14 protein-coding genes are annotated in these 15,149 nt (G+C 63.6%); 10 read left to right on the plus strand and 4 right to left on the minus strand.

Translation table 11 applies throughout. From position 1 onward, the window contains the following. The first annotated feature begins 5 nt into the window (after positions 1–5). Entirely contained in the window at positions 6–203 is a 198-nt protein-coding gene (locus tag OHL12_RS13710; RefSeq protein ID WP_263414379.1) for a hypothetical protein, read from the plus strand. Positions 204–433: 230 nt separating this feature from the next. After that, positions 434–865, plus strand: coding sequence for a Fe-S cluster assembly scaffold IscU (iscU, locus tag OHL12_RS13715; RefSeq protein WP_263414380.1), 432 nt, complete (start codon positions 434–436; stop codon positions 863–865). A 10-nt stretch (positions 866–875) separates the two neighbouring features. On the opposite strand, the gene OHL12_RS13720 is transcribed toward iscU, so the two are convergent. Beyond that, a complete protein-coding gene (locus OHL12_RS13720) occupies positions 876–1,235 on the minus strand; it encodes a hypothetical protein (RefSeq protein ID WP_263414381.1) in 360 nt (119 codons plus the stop codon). A 79-nt stretch (positions 1,236–1,314) separates the two neighbouring features. Here OHL12_RS13720 and OHL12_RS13725 point away from each other — a divergent pair, with 79 nt between their 5' ends. Next, entirely contained in the window at positions 1,315–1,791 is a 477-nt protein-coding gene (locus OHL12_RS13725; RefSeq protein WP_263414382.1) for a HesB/IscA family protein, read from the plus strand. Between the two features lie 93 nt (positions 1,792–1,884). Here the strand turns inward: OHL12_RS13725 and OHL12_RS13730 are convergent, their stop codons facing one another. Further along, the gene (locus OHL12_RS13730; protein WP_263414383.1) at positions 1,885–3,639 is read right to left on the minus strand and encodes an alpha-L-fucosidase; all 1,755 of its coding nucleotides are present in this window, start codon (positions 3,637–3,639) and stop codon (positions 1,885–1,887) included. Positions 3,640–3,671: 32 nt separating this feature from the next. On the opposite strand from OHL12_RS13730, the gene hscB reads away from it, so the two are divergent. From hscB to OHL12_RS13745, 3 genes are all read left to right on the plus strand, one after another. Then, positions 3,672–4,277 carry a Fe-S protein assembly co-chaperone HscB gene (hscB, locus tag OHL12_RS13735; RefSeq protein WP_263414384.1) on the plus strand — a complete coding sequence of 202 codons (606 nt, stop codon included), beginning with the start codon at positions 3,672–3,674 and terminating at the stop codon, positions 4,275–4,277. An 82-nt stretch (positions 4,278–4,359) separates the two neighbouring features. Then, a complete protein-coding gene (locus tag OHL12_RS13740; RefSeq protein WP_263414385.1) occupies positions 4,360–5,121 on the plus strand; it encodes a cytochrome b/b6 domain-containing protein in 762 nt (253 codons plus the stop codon). Beyond that, complete coding sequence (locus OHL12_RS13745; RefSeq protein ID WP_263414386.1) at positions 5,118–6,359, plus strand: molybdopterin-dependent oxidoreductase; 1,242 nt, start codon at positions 5,118–5,120, stop codon at positions 6,357–6,359. The genes OHL12_RS13740 and OHL12_RS13745 overlap by 4 nt, the downstream gene beginning before the upstream one ends. Positions 6,360–6,407: 48 nt before the next feature. Here OHL12_RS13745 and nadC read toward each other — a convergent pair whose 3' ends face one another. Both nadC and nadA read right to left on the minus strand, forming a co-directional pair. Beyond that, complete coding sequence (nadC, locus tag OHL12_RS13750; RefSeq protein ID WP_263414387.1) at positions 6,408–7,283, minus strand: carboxylating nicotinate-nucleotide diphosphorylase; 876 nt, start codon at positions 7,281–7,283, stop codon at positions 6,408–6,410. Further along, positions 7,280–8,587, minus strand: coding sequence for a quinolinate synthase NadA (gene nadA / locus OHL12_RS13755; RefSeq protein WP_263414388.1), 1,308 nt, complete (start codon positions 8,585–8,587; stop codon positions 7,280–7,282). The genes nadC and nadA overlap by 4 nt, the downstream gene beginning before the upstream one ends. 175 nt (positions 8,588–8,762) lie before the next feature. On the opposite strand from nadA, the gene OHL12_RS13760 reads away from it, so the two are divergent. The 4 genes from OHL12_RS13760 to OHL12_RS13775 all read left to right on the plus strand — a co-directional run bounded on the left by OHL12_RS13760 (position 8,763) and on the right by OHL12_RS13775 (position 15,126). Next, positions 8,763–10,808, plus strand: a complete 2,046-nt coding sequence (locus OHL12_RS13760; protein ID WP_263414389.1) for a glycoside hydrolase family 127 protein — start codon at positions 8,763–8,765, stop codon at positions 10,806–10,808. A gap of 262 nt (positions 10,809–11,070) precedes the next feature. After that, complete coding sequence (locus OHL12_RS13765) at positions 11,071–12,459, plus strand: glycoside hydrolase family 28 protein (RefSeq protein ID WP_263414390.1); 1,389 nt, start codon at positions 11,071–11,073, stop codon at positions 12,457–12,459. Then, positions 12,449–13,897: an oligogalacturonate lyase family protein gene (locus OHL12_RS13770; RefSeq protein ID WP_263414391.1), complete on the plus strand. Its 1,449-nt coding sequence runs from the start codon at positions 12,449–12,451 to the stop codon at positions 13,895–13,897. Before OHL12_RS13765 ends, OHL12_RS13770 begins: the two co-directional genes overlap by 11 nt. A gap of 59 nt (positions 13,898–13,956) precedes the next feature. Beyond that, positions 13,957–15,126: a glycoside hydrolase family 88/105 protein gene (locus tag OHL12_RS13775; RefSeq protein ID WP_263414392.1), complete on the plus strand. Its 1,170-nt coding sequence runs from the start codon at positions 13,957–13,959 to the stop codon at positions 15,124–15,126. The last annotated feature ends 23 nt before the right edge of the window (positions 15,127–15,149 follow it).

Raw genomic sequence — 15,149 nt, forward strand, 5'->3', positions numbered from 1 at the left:
TTGGCATGACGGAGCCAAGCTGGAGGACATGGACGAAGACGGCGGTAGTCACCTTCGTCCTGTCTCTCCTGATTGGCGGGCTGATTGGTGATGGGTTTGGCTGGCGGGAGTGGTTGCGCCAGATGGAGTACGCGGCGGGTTTTGCAACAGTGGCGTGGGTGTTTGCGCTGATGCGCTGGCACCGGGCCAACAGCAGGATGTGAAGCGGGGTAAAGATGTTTGCGGAGCTGGTGGCGTTCACCTGGAACTCGGCAATAGATTTGGGAGCATGCAAAGCCTTTGAGCGGCTCTGGCGGTACTCTGATCGGGAACAGACGAAGCGGAGACGTTTAGAAGCCATTCAAGCAATCAGGAGCCGGCGAAGCACGAGAAGTCCGGAGAGCATCTAAGAATTACGTTTCGCTCACAGCAGTAAAGGTAGGGAGACAGGAACATGGCATACAGCGATAAGGTTGTGGATCACTACGAGAACCCGCGCAACGTGGGCACGCTCGACAAGAACTCCACCGAAGTGGGTACCGGCCTGGTTGGCGCGCCGGAGTGTGGCGACGTGATGCGCCTGCAGATCAAGGTGAACCCTGAGACGCAGGTTATCGAGGACGCGAAGTTCAAGACCTTCGGCTGCGGATCGGCCATTGCCAGCTCGTCGCTCGCGACCGAGTGGGTGAAGGGCAAGACGGTTGCCGAGGCGCTCGCAATCAGCAACACCGAGATCGTGAAGGAACTGGCGTTGCCGCCGGTGAAGATTCACTGCTCGGTGCTGGCGGAAGATGCGATTCGCGCGGCAATCGGCGACTGGAAGAAGAAGAACGGCCAGCCGGAGCAGGCAGCGCCGCAGCACGACCTGGTCGGCGCGGCCAACTAGGCGCGTTTCGTTATTGGCGCGGGATGGGTGGTTCGCCGCCTGTCCCGCGTTTGCGTTCCCGGTCGATGGTGGAGAGAGCGTCGCGCAAAGCGGCGTCGGACTGTTTGCGTTCGCGGCGCTCGTAAATCCAAACGCGGGCAGCGAAGCAGATGCCAAAGGCAATGCAGGCGATCAGCAGGCCGTCCAGAATGCCGGTAAGGACTGCGGCGCCGAGCATCTCCGGGTGGTTCGGGTAGGTGCACAACATGTAACGGCGGGCGAGCCACCAGGCCACGGGCCCGGTCACCGATGCAGTCACGGCCGCGCACAGCGCGGATGCGCTGAAGTCGCCCGGGAAGCGGTCCGCCGAGTAGGCTGGCGCGTTCTGCATGCGGCCATCTTAGGCGCGGCGATTGGTCCGATGGAAGCGTGGCCGGCGGGCAAGAGGTCTGCGGCAGGAGAGTAGGGCAATGGCGATGGTAGGGATTAGCAGTACGACGAGCCAGGAGATGAGCGCGCCGGCCCCAGCCGCGGCGGGCAGTGTGCAGTTCTCCAGCGCGATTGCGCAGCCGGTTTCCGCGCCTGAGGCAAATGCGAAGGCGCAGAACATCCAGGTGACGGAGAAGGCGCTAAAGCGAATTCACGCTGCGATGCAGAAGGAAGGCGTGTCGGCGGAGCAGGGCGGTCTGCGGCTGGGTGTGACGGGCGGCGGATGCTCGGGGTTGAGCTACTCGATCCGGTTCGATTCCGAGCCGCGGCAGCGCGATCGCGTGTACCGCTACGAGTTCGATGGGACGCCGGTGCAGATCTTTGTCGATCCGAAGAGCTTTCTGTACCTGAGCGGCATGACTCTGGATTTCGAAGAGACGCTGATGCGGCAGGGCTTCAACTTCATCAATCCGCACTCGACGAAGAGCTGCGGTTGCGGGTCGAGCTTTGCGGCGTAACGGTTCGTTTCCGGACAGGTGAAGGTCAAAGAGAACGCGCTCCGGCGCGTTCTCTCTTTTTGTGTGCGTGAAGATCGTTGTAGAGACTGCGGTTTACCTTGCGGTTCTGTTGCCGTGGGTCTGTCCGCCGCAGGCCTCTGGCTTGTAGTCGACGGACTCGATGTTGATCGCGAGTGCCATGCCTTTGCGGAAGGGTTCGGGCGGGGTGAGCTCTAAAGTGTGATCGGGGCCGATGGCGACGTGCTCCTCGGCACCGTCGTTCAGGTCGATGGTGCGTGCGTGGTGGTTGGAGACAAGCGCAATCTGGCCTTGGCCGCGGCCGTGGAAGGTGACAGCGGCGCACCCCTGCTGCACTGGCCACCGGAGTTTGTAGAGAGTTTTGGGAACCTCGTAGCCCTCGCCGTTGTAGTTGTAGAACTTCTGCGCGTCGGCAGCCTGCAAAGTTGCGGGCCTGCCATCGGTGAGCAGGACTTCCTGGATCTTCAGCGGGCCCTGAAAGGTCAGCTTGATCACCGGAAGCGTACCGGAGAGAGCGTCGGGTGGTAGCTGCACGGTGGTGTCAGTGCCGTCTGATCCGAGCGTGAGACTCTTGCCGTTTACGAGCACTGCTGCGGCGGTCCAGTTCGTTCCGGCGGAGCGGGGCAGGCGCAGGATGCCGTCCGCGGGACGCTGCCTCACGAGAAGGTAGACCGTATTGCCCTTCCGGGTGGCGTAGCCGAAGTCGAGGTTGGCGAAGGGGGAGGCGGTGGTGCCGAAGATGGCTTCGCCGTTTGTCTTCAGCCAGGCACCGATGCCGCGCAGCACGTCGGCTTCGTAGGGCACGATGGAGCCGTCACCTTCTGGCCCAATGTTGAGGATGTAGTTGCCGCCGCGGCTTGCCACCTGCGCAAGGCGTGTGATGTTCTCCTCGATCTTGCCGGGTAAGTTATCGCGCTTCTGCCAGGAGCGGTAGCCCCACGTCTCGTTGAACATGGACGCGGGTGTCTGCCACGGTTCGTCAATGCCGTAAGCAGGCACCTCGTTATCGCCCATCACGGTGAAGTCGCCCTGGTAGTTCCACACGCGGCCACTGACCATGGTCTGTGGCTGCAGGCGGTGCACAGTGGTGGTGAACAGGTTGCTCTGCTGCGGCGTGGGCTTGCCCATGTCAAACCAGATCTCGGTGATGGGGCCGTAGTTGCTGAGCAGCTCTCGCAACTGCGCGGTGTTGAACTGCGCGTGCGCGTCACTGAGCGGGTTGCTGTTGCCTTCGATGTAGTGGTCCATGCCGGGCTGGTGCCAGTCGATCGACGAGTAGTAGACGCCAAAGGCGAGACCGCCGCGGCGGCAGGCGTCGGCGAGTTCCTTGACGATGTCGCGGTGGTAGGGCGTGGCGTCCACGACGTTGTAGCTGGACTGCGCGGTGTGAAACATATTGAAGCCGTCGTGGTGCTTGGACGTGATGACGATGTAGCGCATGCCTGCGGCCTTGGCCAGGGCGACGACGGCGTCGGGGTCCCACTTGGTCGGATTGAAGGTGCTGGCGGTGGCGGCGTACTCGTCCAGCGGGATAGGCGCGTTGGCCATGATCTGCTCGCTGTAGCCGTTGTCGATGCGCTTGCCGTGCCACATGCCACCCAGTTGCGAGTAGAGGCCGAAGTGGATGAACATGCCGAACTTGCGGTCCTGCCACTGCTTGACCGTGGCGGCAGTGGGGCGCGGCTGCGAGAGCGGCAGAGGCGTGTCGTCTACCGATGTGATGTTCGCGGGCTGCTGGGCGTGTGTGGCCAGGCTGAAGGCGAGGGCAGCAACGGGAAGAAGACGGCTCAGGCAGCGCTCCATGGTCCCCATCGTAAAGTGCGCCGCCATCGCGAAGGCACTGCAGGGCATCTGAGGGAGATATGACGTACTTCGAAGTGTTTGACCTCCAGCCAAAGCTGCGCATTGATACGGCGGCGCTGGAGAAGAGCTTTTACCGGCTTTCGCGCGAATACCACCCGGACCGGTTTGCGGCGAAGCCCGCGGCGGAGCAGGCGGCGGCCACGGAACGAGCGTCGTTGCTGAATGACGCGTATCGCGTGCTGCGCGACCCGATCCGGCGTACGGAGTACCTGCTGGAGCTGGAAGGTGTGGAGTTGGAAGAGCAGTCGGTACGGGCGACGGAGCAGGCGCGCGCGGCGGGCGAGCAGAAGAAACAGATTGTGCCGCCGGATTTGTTGGAAGAGGCGTTCGAACTGAACATGCAGTTGGAAGAGATGAAAATGTCGGCCAAGATGGGCGATGACGATCCGCAACTGCGCAAAGATCTGGAAGCGGCAAAGGGGAACTTCACGCGGCTGCTGGAGGAGTCGCAGAAGTCGCTCGAAGCGGAGTGGGATTCGTGGGACGCCGCAGTGGAATCCGGCGACGACGGCGCGAAAGACGCGGCGAAGGACGAAATGGTCGCGTTGCTGAACCGGCGGTCGTACCTGCGCAATCTGCTTCGCGACGTGAGTGAGTTTGTGTAAGTCGATTCGATCTGAAATTGTGAAGGGCTCCACCAAATTGGTGGGGCCCTTTCGCGTGGGAACTGGTAATGCTTATGTCGAGATGACAGAGAGCGGCGAAGGGGCGGCAGGTACGACGGCGGCGAGCATCCGTCTGGAGCGGAAGCACCCGCTGGCAATCCGGTGGATGCACTGGGTGAACTTTCCGGTGCTGTTCACCATGATCTGGAGCGGCATTCTCATCTACTGGAACGACTCGGACAATGCGTACCAGCATGCGCATCGCGTGTACCGGGTGGGCGTCGGCGGTTGGACGCTGTTCCGCTTTTTCCCGGATTGGTTTTACAAGCTGTTGCAGGTGCCGTACCACGTGACTACGGGGCTGAGTTACCACTTCTTCTTTGCTTGGCTGTTTGGGCTCAACGGGCTGGCGTGGGTGCTGTACACGTGGCTTTCCGGCGAGTGGCGGCTGATTGTGCCGCAACGGCGCAGCCTGCGCGATGCGATCCAGGTGACGCTGGTCGACCTGCACCTGCGCAAAGGCCTGCCGCCGCAAACCAAGTACAACGGCGCGCAGCGCATTGCGTACACCAGTTGTGCGCTGATGGGCGCGATGATGCTGCTGACCGGCTTTGCGATTTACAAGCCGACGCAGTTGCACTGGCTGACCACGCTGCTAGGCGGATACGAGATGGCGCGCTGGTTGCACTTCTGGACGACGATGGCCTTTCTGGGCTTTTTCGGCGTACACGTGGTGCAGGTGATCCTGGCCGGCTGGAACAACTTTCGCGCGATGGTGAGCGGGTACGAGGTGCAGAGGGTGGAAGCGCCGTCAGTTGAGGCGGAGAGGAAGAGCTGGTCATGAGTGACGAGCAGCAGCACGAACCGAGCGGCCACACCAACGATTTGCCTGAGGCGCCTTCCGCTACGGAGCGCGTTGCTGATCTTGCCGGCGAGCAGGCCGCGAAGCCTGTGGCGGAGAGTGCTTCCGAGGCGGGAGAAGCGCCGGCGGTTCACGGGGGCAAGGCCCGGCCTGCCGACCCGACGGACGCGGACGATGTGTTGACGCGCAGCATGCCGGAAGAGGCGCCCGGCGGTGTGGAACGCAACGAAGCAGATGCTGAGGTGCTGGCGGCGTCGCGTAGTCGAACGCGCCGGGCGTTCGTTGGGTTTGGCTTGGGCATCGCCGGCGCGTACGGGCTTCGCCGCTACCTGCAAGGTGCGCCCTTTGACGAGATGATCCCGGGGCTGCTGCACAAGACATACGGGTTCAATGCCGATGTGTCGCGGGCGGTGTTTCGCGAGCATGGGATGGCTCCGAGCTACCCGGTGAGCAAAGCGGAAAACCTGCGGGTGAACGGGGTGTTCGGCCTGAAGAAGATGCTGCAACCGGACAGCTATCGGTTGCAGATGGTCGGTGTGCAGGGGGCAAGCAGGCATCCGCGGTATGTTCCGGATGTGACCGCCTGGAGGTACCAGTACGAGGCGGCTGCTTCGCACGAGGATCAGGGGCACGACTCGAAGACCGATCCGAGCAAGGTGATGTCCTCTACCAAGATGGCGCCCGAGGAGATGCTGGCGAAGACCCAGCAGGATGAGAACGGGACGGGGCGGGGCCCGCGCGGGTTGGAGGAAGCGGGGGAGAGCGACTCGACGCTGAGCCGCAACACGCCGGGGCTCCTGCTGACGCTGGACGACTTTCTGCCGAAGCTACCGAAGCACGATGCGGTCTACCAGTTCAAATGCATCGAGGGGTGGAGCCAGTTTGTGCACTGGGGCGGTGTGCGCATGGCGGACTTTCTGGAAATGTTTCCGCCGGAGCCGATCGACGGCAAGGATCCGAAGTACGTGTACCTGGAGACGCCCGACGGCGATTACTACGTGGGATACGACCTGAAGGTGTTGCGGCATCCGCAGACGCTGCTGGTGACGGAGATGAATGGCGAGCCGCTGACGCAATTTCATGGAGCGCCGCTGCGACTGTACACGCCGCTGAAGTACGGCTACAAGCAGATCAAGCGCATCGGCCTGATCGCTTATACGAATGACAAGCCAGACGATTACTGGACCCGGCTGGGATACGACTGGTACGCCGGGCTGTAGGCGATACGCGCTAGCGAGGCGGTGTTGCGGCTCGGGACGCGAATACTGTCAGACGGTGAGATCGAAATCGAGGCCGAGGTCGAGGGCGCGAACGCTGTGAGTGAGCGCGCCGACGCTGATCAGGTCTACGCCCGTGGCAGCGATGGCGGCGATGCGGTCGAGCTTGGCGTTGCCGCTGGCTTCGACCAGGGCGCGGCCGGCGATTTGCTGCACGCCGGTGCGCAGGTCTTCCAACGAGAAGTTGTCGAGCAAAACGCTGTCGACGCCGGCGGCGAGCACGGGTCCGATCTGGTCGAGGCGGTCGACTTCAACTTCGACGTGCGTGGTGTGGGGAAGGCGCTGCTTCATCGCGCGCAGGGCTTCGGTGATGCTGCGCGGATCGCCGTTGGTGACGGCGGCGAGGTGGTTGTCCTTTACCAGCACGGCGTCGGAGAGCGAGAAGCGGTGATTGTGGCCGCCGCCGCAGCGGACCGCGTAGCGTTCCAGGATGCGCAGGCCGGGCGTGGTCTTGCGTGTGTCCACGATGCGGGTCTTTGTGCCGCGGGTTTCGGCGACAAAGGCTGCGGTCTGCGTAGCGATGGCGGAGAGGCGTTGCGTGTAATTCAGCGCGACGCGCTCGGCCTGCAGGATTGCGCGTGCCGGGCCGGCAGCGGTGGCGATGGTGTCGCCCGTGTTGAAGGGGTCTCCGTCGTGGATGGTGAACGTGATTTCGACGTCGCCGAAGCTTTGCATGGCAAAGCGAAAGAGGTCTTCGCCGCAGAGCACGCCGGGCTCGCGGGCGGCCAGGTGGGCGACGGCGCGAGCATCGGCGGGCACGAGCGATTGCGTGGTGAGGTCGCCCCAGGGTGAGTCTTCGTCGAGCGCTATGCGCACGAGGCGCTCGATGTGCGCAGCGGCGGGCCGCTGCAGGTTGTCGGCGTTCATCGTGCGACGGCCTGCGATTGTGGTGCGAGCGCGAGCATGCGTTCGAGCGCAATGCGCGCGGGTGCGGCAATGTTTTCAGGAACGGTGATGCGGTTCAGGACTTCACCGCGTTCAAGCGCCTCGAGGACCCACGCGAGATAGCTGGGGTGGATGCGGTACATGGTCGAGCAGGGGCACACGATCGAGTCGAGGCAGAAGATGGTGTGCTGCGGGTGCTCCTTAGCAAGGCGCTGCACGAGGTTGATTTCGGTGCCGATGGCGAAGGTGGTGGGCTCGGTCGCGCCCTGCACGGCTTTGCGGATGTAGTCGGTAGAGCCGGCTTCGTCGGCGGCGTTCACGACCTCCATGGTGCATTCGGGGTGGACGATGACGCGGACGCCCGGATGACGCTGGCGGCCCATGGCGATCTGGTCGACGGTGAAGCGCTTGTGCACGGAGCAGAAGCCGTGCCAGAGGATGATCTTGGCCTTGCGGAGTTGCTCGGGTGTGTTGCCGCCGAGCGGCTGGTCGGGGTGCCACACGATCATCTCGTCCAGCGGGATGCCCATCGCGACGCCGGTGTTGCGGCCCAGGTGCTGGTCTGGGAAGAAGAGGACGCGCTCGCCGCGTTCAAAGGCCCAGCGCAAGACGCGGTCGGCGTTGGACGAGGTGCAGACTACGCCGCCCTGTTCGCCGCAGAAGGCTTTGAGGTTGGCGGCGGAGTTCATGTAAGTCACTGGCACAATAGGTGCGCGACCGTTTGCGTCTGTTCCGTCGCCGTAAAGGGCGGTCAGCTCTTCCCAGCAGTCCTGCACGGTGTCGATGTCGGCCATGTCGGCCATGGAACAGCCGGCGGCCAGGTTGGGTAGGATGACGGCCTGCTCGGGGCGCGCGAGGATGTCGGCGGTTTCGGCCATGAAGTGCACGCCGCAGAAGACGATGGCTTCAGCGTTGGGCTTGGTGCGTGCGGCCTGCGCGAGCTGGAAGCTGTCGCCTACGAAATCGGCGTATTGCACGATCTCGTCACGCTGGTAAAAGTGGCCGAGAAGGACGACGCGCTCGCCCAGGGCGTGGCGCGCGGCGCGGATGCGCAGGTCGAGTTCGGCGGGTGAGGCGCGGCGGTACTCCAGCGGGATCAGGCCCTGGCGTGGCGCGTCCTGCGGCAGGCGGTCGGCAATGGAGGCTCCGGGGCCGTAGCCGTGTTCGGCGTCGTGCTCCCAGGGACCGTCGTCGAGTCCGGCGGAGCAGGTTTGTACTTGGGTTCCCGTGGCCGGGTCGGGAAGGTTCAGGACCACGAGGGGGGAGGTGTCGCTGGTGATGGGCACGGCCGCTCCTGGAGCTTCGCAGGCTGACACCCTCCACCATTGGAGATGCACCGCAGACGCGAAACTGCCTTACAGATGAGTGTATCGCTCCGCTGGATGCGGAGATTGCTCCGCCGGATGCGAAGGATTGCCCCGCCGGATGCGCGGTGCCGCCGTTTCAAGGCATGTCAAAGGTGTGGCATCGCTTCTAGACTGGCTGGGCGCGGAACAGCGCCAGGGAGATGCCGTGGAGATGGGTCCGACACGTCGGCAGGTGTTGCAGTGGGGAGCGGGGTCGGTTGCGGCGGCCGCGGTGAGCGGATCGACGTTGGCGATGGCGGCGGATCGTGCGAAGCCCAGCCCGCAGGAGCCGCAGGCGTTTACGCCGTTGCCGCTGGGCGAGGTAAAGCCTGCGGGATGGCTGCAGCGGCAGTTGCGCATCCAGGCTGATGGCATGACCGGGCACCTGTACGAGTTCTGGCCCGACGTGGGGCCGACCAGTGGATGGCTGGGCGGAACGGGCGAAAGCTGGGAGCGCGGGCCGTACTACCTGGACGGCTTGTTGCCGCTGGCGGTGTTGCTGGACGATGCCCGGCTGCGCACGCTGGCGAACCGCTTCGTGGAATGGACGCTGACGCACCAGCAGGCGAACGGGCAGATCGGCCCGGCGAGCAACGACGACTGGTGGCCGCGCATGGTTATGTGCAAGGTGCTGCAGCAGCACTACGAGGCGACGCAGGACGAACGGGTGGTTCCGCTACTGACGCGGTACTTCCACTACCAGTTGGCGGCGATGCCGGCAGCTCCGTTGCATGACTGGGGCAAGTTCCGCTGGCAGGACGAGGCACTGGTGATGCAGTGGCTCCATACGAAGACGGGGGACCCGAAGCTGCTGGAGTTGGTGTCGTTGCTGAAGCAGCAGGGCTTCGACTGGGTCGGCAGCTTTGCCGACTTCCCGTTCAAGGGCAAGGTGGACAGCAAGGCCATTCTGGACGGCGTGGGCGGCGCGAACAACGCGCACGGCTACCAGAGCCACGGCGTGAACAACGGCATGGCGCTGAAGACGGCGGCGGTCGAGGCGCGCATGGGCGATGTTGCAGGCAAGCGCAGCGGCTTCTATCGGCAGATGGGTGCGCTGGACGAGTACCACGGTCTGCCGAACGGCATGTTCAGTTGCGACGAGCACCTGGCGGGCCGCAACCCGAGCCAGGGATCGGAGCTGTGCACGGTCGTGGAAACGATGTTCTCGCTGGAGGTGGCGCTGGCGATGTTTGGCGATGCGCCGATTGCGGATCGGCTGGAGAAGATTGCCTACAACGCTCTGCCGGGCACGATCACGGCGGACATGTGGGCGCACCAGTACGACCAGCAGCCAAACCAGGTGCAGTGCAGCCTGAACACCAAGCCGTGGACGACAAACGGGCCGGAGTCGAACCTGTTCGGACTGGAGCCGCACTTTGGCTGCTGCACGGCGAACTATCACCAGGGCTGGCCGAAGTTTGTAGCGAGCTTATGGATGCGTTCGAGCGATGACGGCCTGGCTGCGGTGGCGTACGGACCGTGTACGGTGAACACGACGGTGCGCGGCGTGCGGGTGCGTGCGGAGCAGCAGACGGAATATCCGTTTCGCGAGCGCGTGACGATTGCGGTGAATCCGGAGAAGGCTGTGCGATTTCCGCTGCAGTTGCGTGTGCCGGAATGGGCGAAGAACGCGACGGTGCGCGTGAATGGCGAAGCGTTCGCGGGTGCGGTGAAGCCGGGTAGCTTTGCCGTGATCGATCGCGAGTGGAAGAGTGGTGATCGCGTGGAGGTGCACCTGCCGATGCAGCCGCGCATCTCGCGCTGGTTCAACCAGTCGGTGGCGCTGGAGCGTGGGCCGCTGGTGTTCAGCTATTCGCCGGGCGAGCACTGGGTGAAGCTGCGCGATCGAGGGCTGACTGCGGACTGGCAGGTGTTTCCGGATCGCGGGTGGAACTATGCGCTGGCTGTCGATGAGAAGAGTGCCGGCGCGCTTGCGGTGCAGGAAGGCGACATTGGCGCGATGCCGTTTGCGGCGGAGTCGGAGTCCGTACGGCTCACCGTGCCTGCGCGGCAGCTGGATGCATGGCGCGTGGAGGATGGCGTGGCGCCACCGCCGCCGGTGTCTCCGGTGAAGACGGCTGCGGATGCTGAGACCGTGGAGCTGGTGCCCTACGGGAGTGCGCGGTTGCGGGTCACGGCGTTCCCGGCTGTGTCTGGCTGAGTTCGGGCTCGTGCTTCGCACTCGGTTTGTAACAGCAGGTCCTTCGCTTCGCTCAGGATGACACTGCCTTTTGGGCGACGGGTGGACTGTTCGCTCGAGGCGGACGGCGTTTGCTTTGTGAGGACGGGTATCCGATGTCGCTGAGGATGGGATCGCTGAGGATGACGTCGCTGAGGCGTGCGAGAGCCGGGTGCGCCAGCCATGTTTCTCATATGGTATTGTTCTCGGCGTGAAATCAAAACGTTTCATGCGCTGCGCTTTCATGCTGCTGATTCCGTCCTGCGTTACGGCGGCGCATGCGGCGACGCGCACAGTGACGGACGCGAAAGGCGATGGCGTTGCGGACGACACCGCGGCGATCCAGCGCGTTCTGGACGCGGCAGAAGGTACGCACGACACGGTGACGCTGCGGCCGGGGACCTACCGCATCGGCTCGTTGTTTGTGAAGAGTGGCAGCCGGTTCGATGTGCCGAGCGGTGTGACGCTGCGCGGCATCCAGGAGCTGAGGGCGTATCCGCTGCGGCCGACTCGCGTGGCCGGCATTGAGATGACTTGGCCGTCGGCGCTGATCAATGTGTATGGGCAGCACGACGTGCAGATCACGGGCGCGGGCACGATCGACGGCGACGGCAGCTACTGGTGGAAGAGCTACTGGGACCTGCGCCACATCGAGGAGCCGAAAGGGCTGCGCTGGGCTAGCGATTACGACGCGAAGCGGCCGCGGCTGATTCAGATCTTCAATTCGAACGATGTGACGCTGGATGGGCCGACTCTGACGCGCTCCGGCTTCTGGACGGTGCACATCTGCTACTCGCATGACGTGACGGTGCGGAATGTGACGATCCGCAACAACGAGGGCGGCAAGGGGCCGTCGACCGATGGCATCGATATCGACAGCTCGCGCGAGGTGCTGGTGGAGCACGCCGACATTGACGTGAATGATGATGCGCTGTGCTTGAAGGCTGGTCGTGATGCCGACGGTCTGCGGGTGAACCGGCCGACGGAGGATGTAGTGCTGCGCGATTCGCTGATTCGGCGTGGAGCGGCGGTGGTCACGTTTGGCAGTGAGACGTCGGGTGGCTTTCGCAACATCGAGGCCTACAACCTGACTGGGCAGGGGACGTCGACGGGCGTGCTGTTCAAGAGCGCGAAGACGCGTGGCGGCTGGGGCGACAACCTGCGCATTCACGACATTCACCTGACGTATGTGCCGGTTGCGATTCGCGTGACGATGAACTGGAACCCGGCGTACAGCTATGCGGTAATGCCGGCGGGGCTGGTCGATCCGCCGACGTACTACAAGACTCTGACGACGAAGGTGGAGCCTCCGGAGCGAGGGCTGGCGCACTTCCGCAACGTGCACATCTGGAACGTGGACGCGAAGAACGCGAAGCGCGCGTTTGAGATCTCGGCGTACCCCGAGGCGAAGCTGGTGGATTTCGCGATCGACCACGTGAACGTAAGCGCGCAGGCGGCGGGCAGCATTGCCGACACGCAGGACCTGAAGCTGAGCGACATAACCCTTCGGCTGAACGACACTGCGCCGATTGCAACGAGCGATGATCCGGGCCTGAGCGGGCTTGGCCAGGTGCACTACGTGAAGAGCGCGGATGCGTACCGCGATCCAAAGGACATGTTTCATGACCAGTAGGTTGGTGGTACCTCGCATGGGGTGGCGTTTTGTTCTGGCCGTTGCGGCGCTGTGTGGCTTTGCGTTTGCGATGGCGCATGCGCAGGATGCGACGGGAAAGCAGCCTCCGACGACGTGGGTGGACAAAGACACGGGACATCGCGTGTACCGGCTGACGCCGGAGGCGCAGTCGTCGGGCTTTTACTTCAACAACAACGCCTACTCGCCGGACGGTCGATGGATGGTCTACACCGCGCCCGACGGTATTCACGCGATGGACCTGCACACGCGAGCGACGAAGCTGGTGGTGCCGAATCCTCCGCGCGCTGCGGGTGACGAGAGCGGACCGATGCGCGGCGGCAATCATGCGATCGTGGTGGGGCATAGGACGAACTCGGTGTTCTTCTCGCGCATGGACGCGAAGACGCAGCGCAACCAGGTGTTCAAGGCCGACCTGGACACGGGCACGGTGACGCCGCTGGCCGTGCTGCCGCCGCGCGCCAGTGTGGCGACGGTGAATGCGGACGAGACGCTGGCCGCGGGCACGTATGCGGAGAACGAAGAAGCGGCCAAGAAGGAGTACGGACGCGCGGCGCAGATGCCGAAGAGTGCGGACGGCAAGCCGCTGGGCGGTGGCCTGGTGCAGCCCATGAACAAGGGCCAGATGATGGAAGAGCGGCTGGCGGCGCGTATTCCGCTGGTGCTGTTCACGGTGAACCTGCAGACCGGAGCGGTGAAGCAGTTACTGCACTCGACCGATTGGGTGAACCACCTGCTGTTTTCGCCGGCCGATCCGAACCTGCTGATGTATTGCCATGAAGGTCCGTGGCAGAAGGTGGATCGCATCTGGAACATTCGCGTGGACACGCTGGAGAACACGCTGATCCACAAGCGCACGATGCTGATGGAGATTGCGGGTCACGAGTTCTGGGGTCTGGACGGCGAGACCATCTGGTACGACTGGCAGTTCCCCAAGGGCGAGGACTTCTTCCTGGCCGGTTACAACCTGAAGACGCATCGCCGTGTGGCGTACCACATGCAGCGGAATGAGTGGTCAATTCACTTCAACGTGACGCAGGGCGCGGACCTCTTCACCGGTGATGGTGGCGATTCGGGGCAGGTGGCGAAGGCGAAGGACGGCGAGTGGATCGAGCTGTTCCATCCGCAGTGGATCACCGGCAATGGGGCGCTGAACGAACCCGACTTCTGGCAGCCCGGTGTGTTTCATTCCGAGCATCTGGTGAACATGAGCCACCACAACTATCGGCTGGAGCCGAATGTGCGCTTCTCGCCGGACAAGAAGATGGTGATCTTCACCAGCAACATGTTTGGGCCGAGTTATGTGTTCGGTGTGGAGACGGAGAAGGCTGCGGCGGGTGCGAAGGATGTTGAATCGACGCCGGATCTGGCGCGGCAGTTCAATCCGCGCGACCCGACGCCGACGGGAACCAATCCGTAGAGCGTTGCTGTTGCACCGAAGTAGGCTGGTTCGAACTTGTTATCCGGAGATCAAGGCACGTGAAACTGACTCGCCGTTCGCTTTCGAAGATGCTCGCAGGATCTGCCGCAACTGTGCTGGCCGCATCGCGTTTGCCAGCGCAGGCTGGGCAGGCGCAGGGCACGACCACCGCGCCGCACGAGAATATGGCGGCACCGGAGGCGATCAGTGCCGCCGATCGCAAGGGGCTGGAGCACTTCCCGAAGGGGTACACGCCGCAGGAGGCGGGTAAGGCCGTGGCGGAGCACTTTGTGACGTCTGCGCACTACCACCTGGATCGCATCGTTTACCCCGAAGTGTGCGCGTGGTACGGCTCGCTGGAGTTTGCGCGCGTGACAAAGGACCAGGCCTTGATCGACAAGTTGAAGGCGCGCTTCGATCCGCTCTTCAGCAACGAAGCTGCGCTGTTGCCGCCGCAGGGGCAGCATGTGGACTTCAGCATGTTTGGCGCGCTGCCGCTGGAGCTGTACATCCTAACGCAGGACAAGCGTTATCTGGATCTGGGGCTGCAGTACGCGGACAAGCAGTGGCAGAAGCCGGACGCGCAGGGGCTGACGGGCGAGACGCGCTTCTGGGTCGATGACATGTACATGATCACCATCGTGCAGGTGCAGGCGTATCGCGCGACCAAGGACGCGAAGTACCTGGACCGTGCCGCGCTGGAAGCAGCGGCATACCTGGATAAACTGCAGCAGCCGAACGGCCTTTTTTATCACGCGCCGGATGTGCCGTTCTTCTGGGGGCGCGGCAATGGTTGGTTTGCGGTAGGCATGGCGGAGCTGCTGCGCGATCTGCCAGCGTCTCACCCGAAGCATGCGCGCATTCTGCAGGGCTATCGCACGATGCTAACGTCGCTGCTGAAGTACCAGGGCAAGGATGGCATGTGGCGGCAGTTGATCGATCACGACGAGGCGTGGCCCGAGACGAGCGGAACGGGTATGTTTGCGTTTGCCATGGTCACGGGTGTGAAGAACGGATGGCTGGACCACGATGCGTATGCACCAGCTGCTCATGCGGCGTGGACGGGGCTGGTGGGCTACCTGGATCAGAACAGCAACGTTACCAGCGTCTGCGAGGGCACGAACAAGCTGAACAGCCTGGAGTATTACCTGCTACGCAAGCGGCGCACGGGTGATTTCCACGGACAGGCGCCGTTGTTGTGGACGGCCGCGGCGTTGTTGCGGAGCTAGCCAGGTAGAGCATCGTACGGCGT

This window comes from Terriglobus aquaticus (genome assembly GCF_025685415.1).
Classification (GTDB): domain Bacteria; phylum Acidobacteriota; class Terriglobia; order Terriglobales; family Acidobacteriaceae; genus Terriglobus; species Terriglobus aquaticus.

What these genes read in the sequence shown, in the direction of transcription:
- OHL12_RS13710 (WP_263414379.1), top strand. Translation starts at nt 6, where the DNA reads ATGACGGAGCCAAGCTGGAGGACATGGACGAAGACGGCGGTAGTCACC.
- iscU (WP_263414380.1), top strand. Translation starts at nt 434, where the DNA reads ATGGCATACAGCGATAAGGTTGTGGATCACTACGAGAACCCGCGCAAC.
- OHL12_RS13720 (WP_263414381.1), bottom strand. Translation starts at nt 1,235, where the DNA reads ATGCAGAACGCGCCAGCCTACTCGGCGGACCGCTTCCCGGGCGACTTC.
- OHL12_RS13725 (WP_263414382.1), top strand. Translation starts at nt 1,315, where the DNA reads ATGGCGATGGTAGGGATTAGCAGTACGACGAGCCAGGAGATGAGCGCG.
- OHL12_RS13730 (WP_263414383.1), bottom strand. Translation starts at nt 3,639, where the DNA reads ATGGCGGCGCACTTTACGATGGGGACCATGGAGCGCTGCCTGAGCCGT.
- hscB (WP_263414384.1), top strand. Translation starts at nt 3,672, where the DNA reads ATGACGTACTTCGAAGTGTTTGACCTCCAGCCAAAGCTGCGCATTGAT.
- OHL12_RS13740 (WP_263414385.1), top strand. Translation starts at nt 4,360, where the DNA reads ATGACAGAGAGCGGCGAAGGGGCGGCAGGTACGACGGCGGCGAGCATC.
- OHL12_RS13745 (WP_263414386.1), top strand. Translation starts at nt 5,118, where the DNA reads ATGAGTGACGAGCAGCAGCACGAACCGAGCGGCCACACCAACGATTTG.
- nadC (WP_263414387.1), bottom strand. Translation starts at nt 7,283, where the DNA reads ATGAACGCCGACAACCTGCAGCGGCCCGCCGCTGCGCACATCGAGCGC.
- OHL12_RS13765 (WP_263414390.1), top strand. Translation starts at nt 11,071, where the DNA reads ATGCTGCTGATTCCGTCCTGCGTTACGGCGGCGCATGCGGCGACGCGC.
- OHL12_RS13770 (WP_263414391.1), top strand. Translation starts at nt 12,449, where the DNA reads ATGACCAGTAGGTTGGTGGTACCTCGCATGGGGTGGCGTTTTGTTCTG.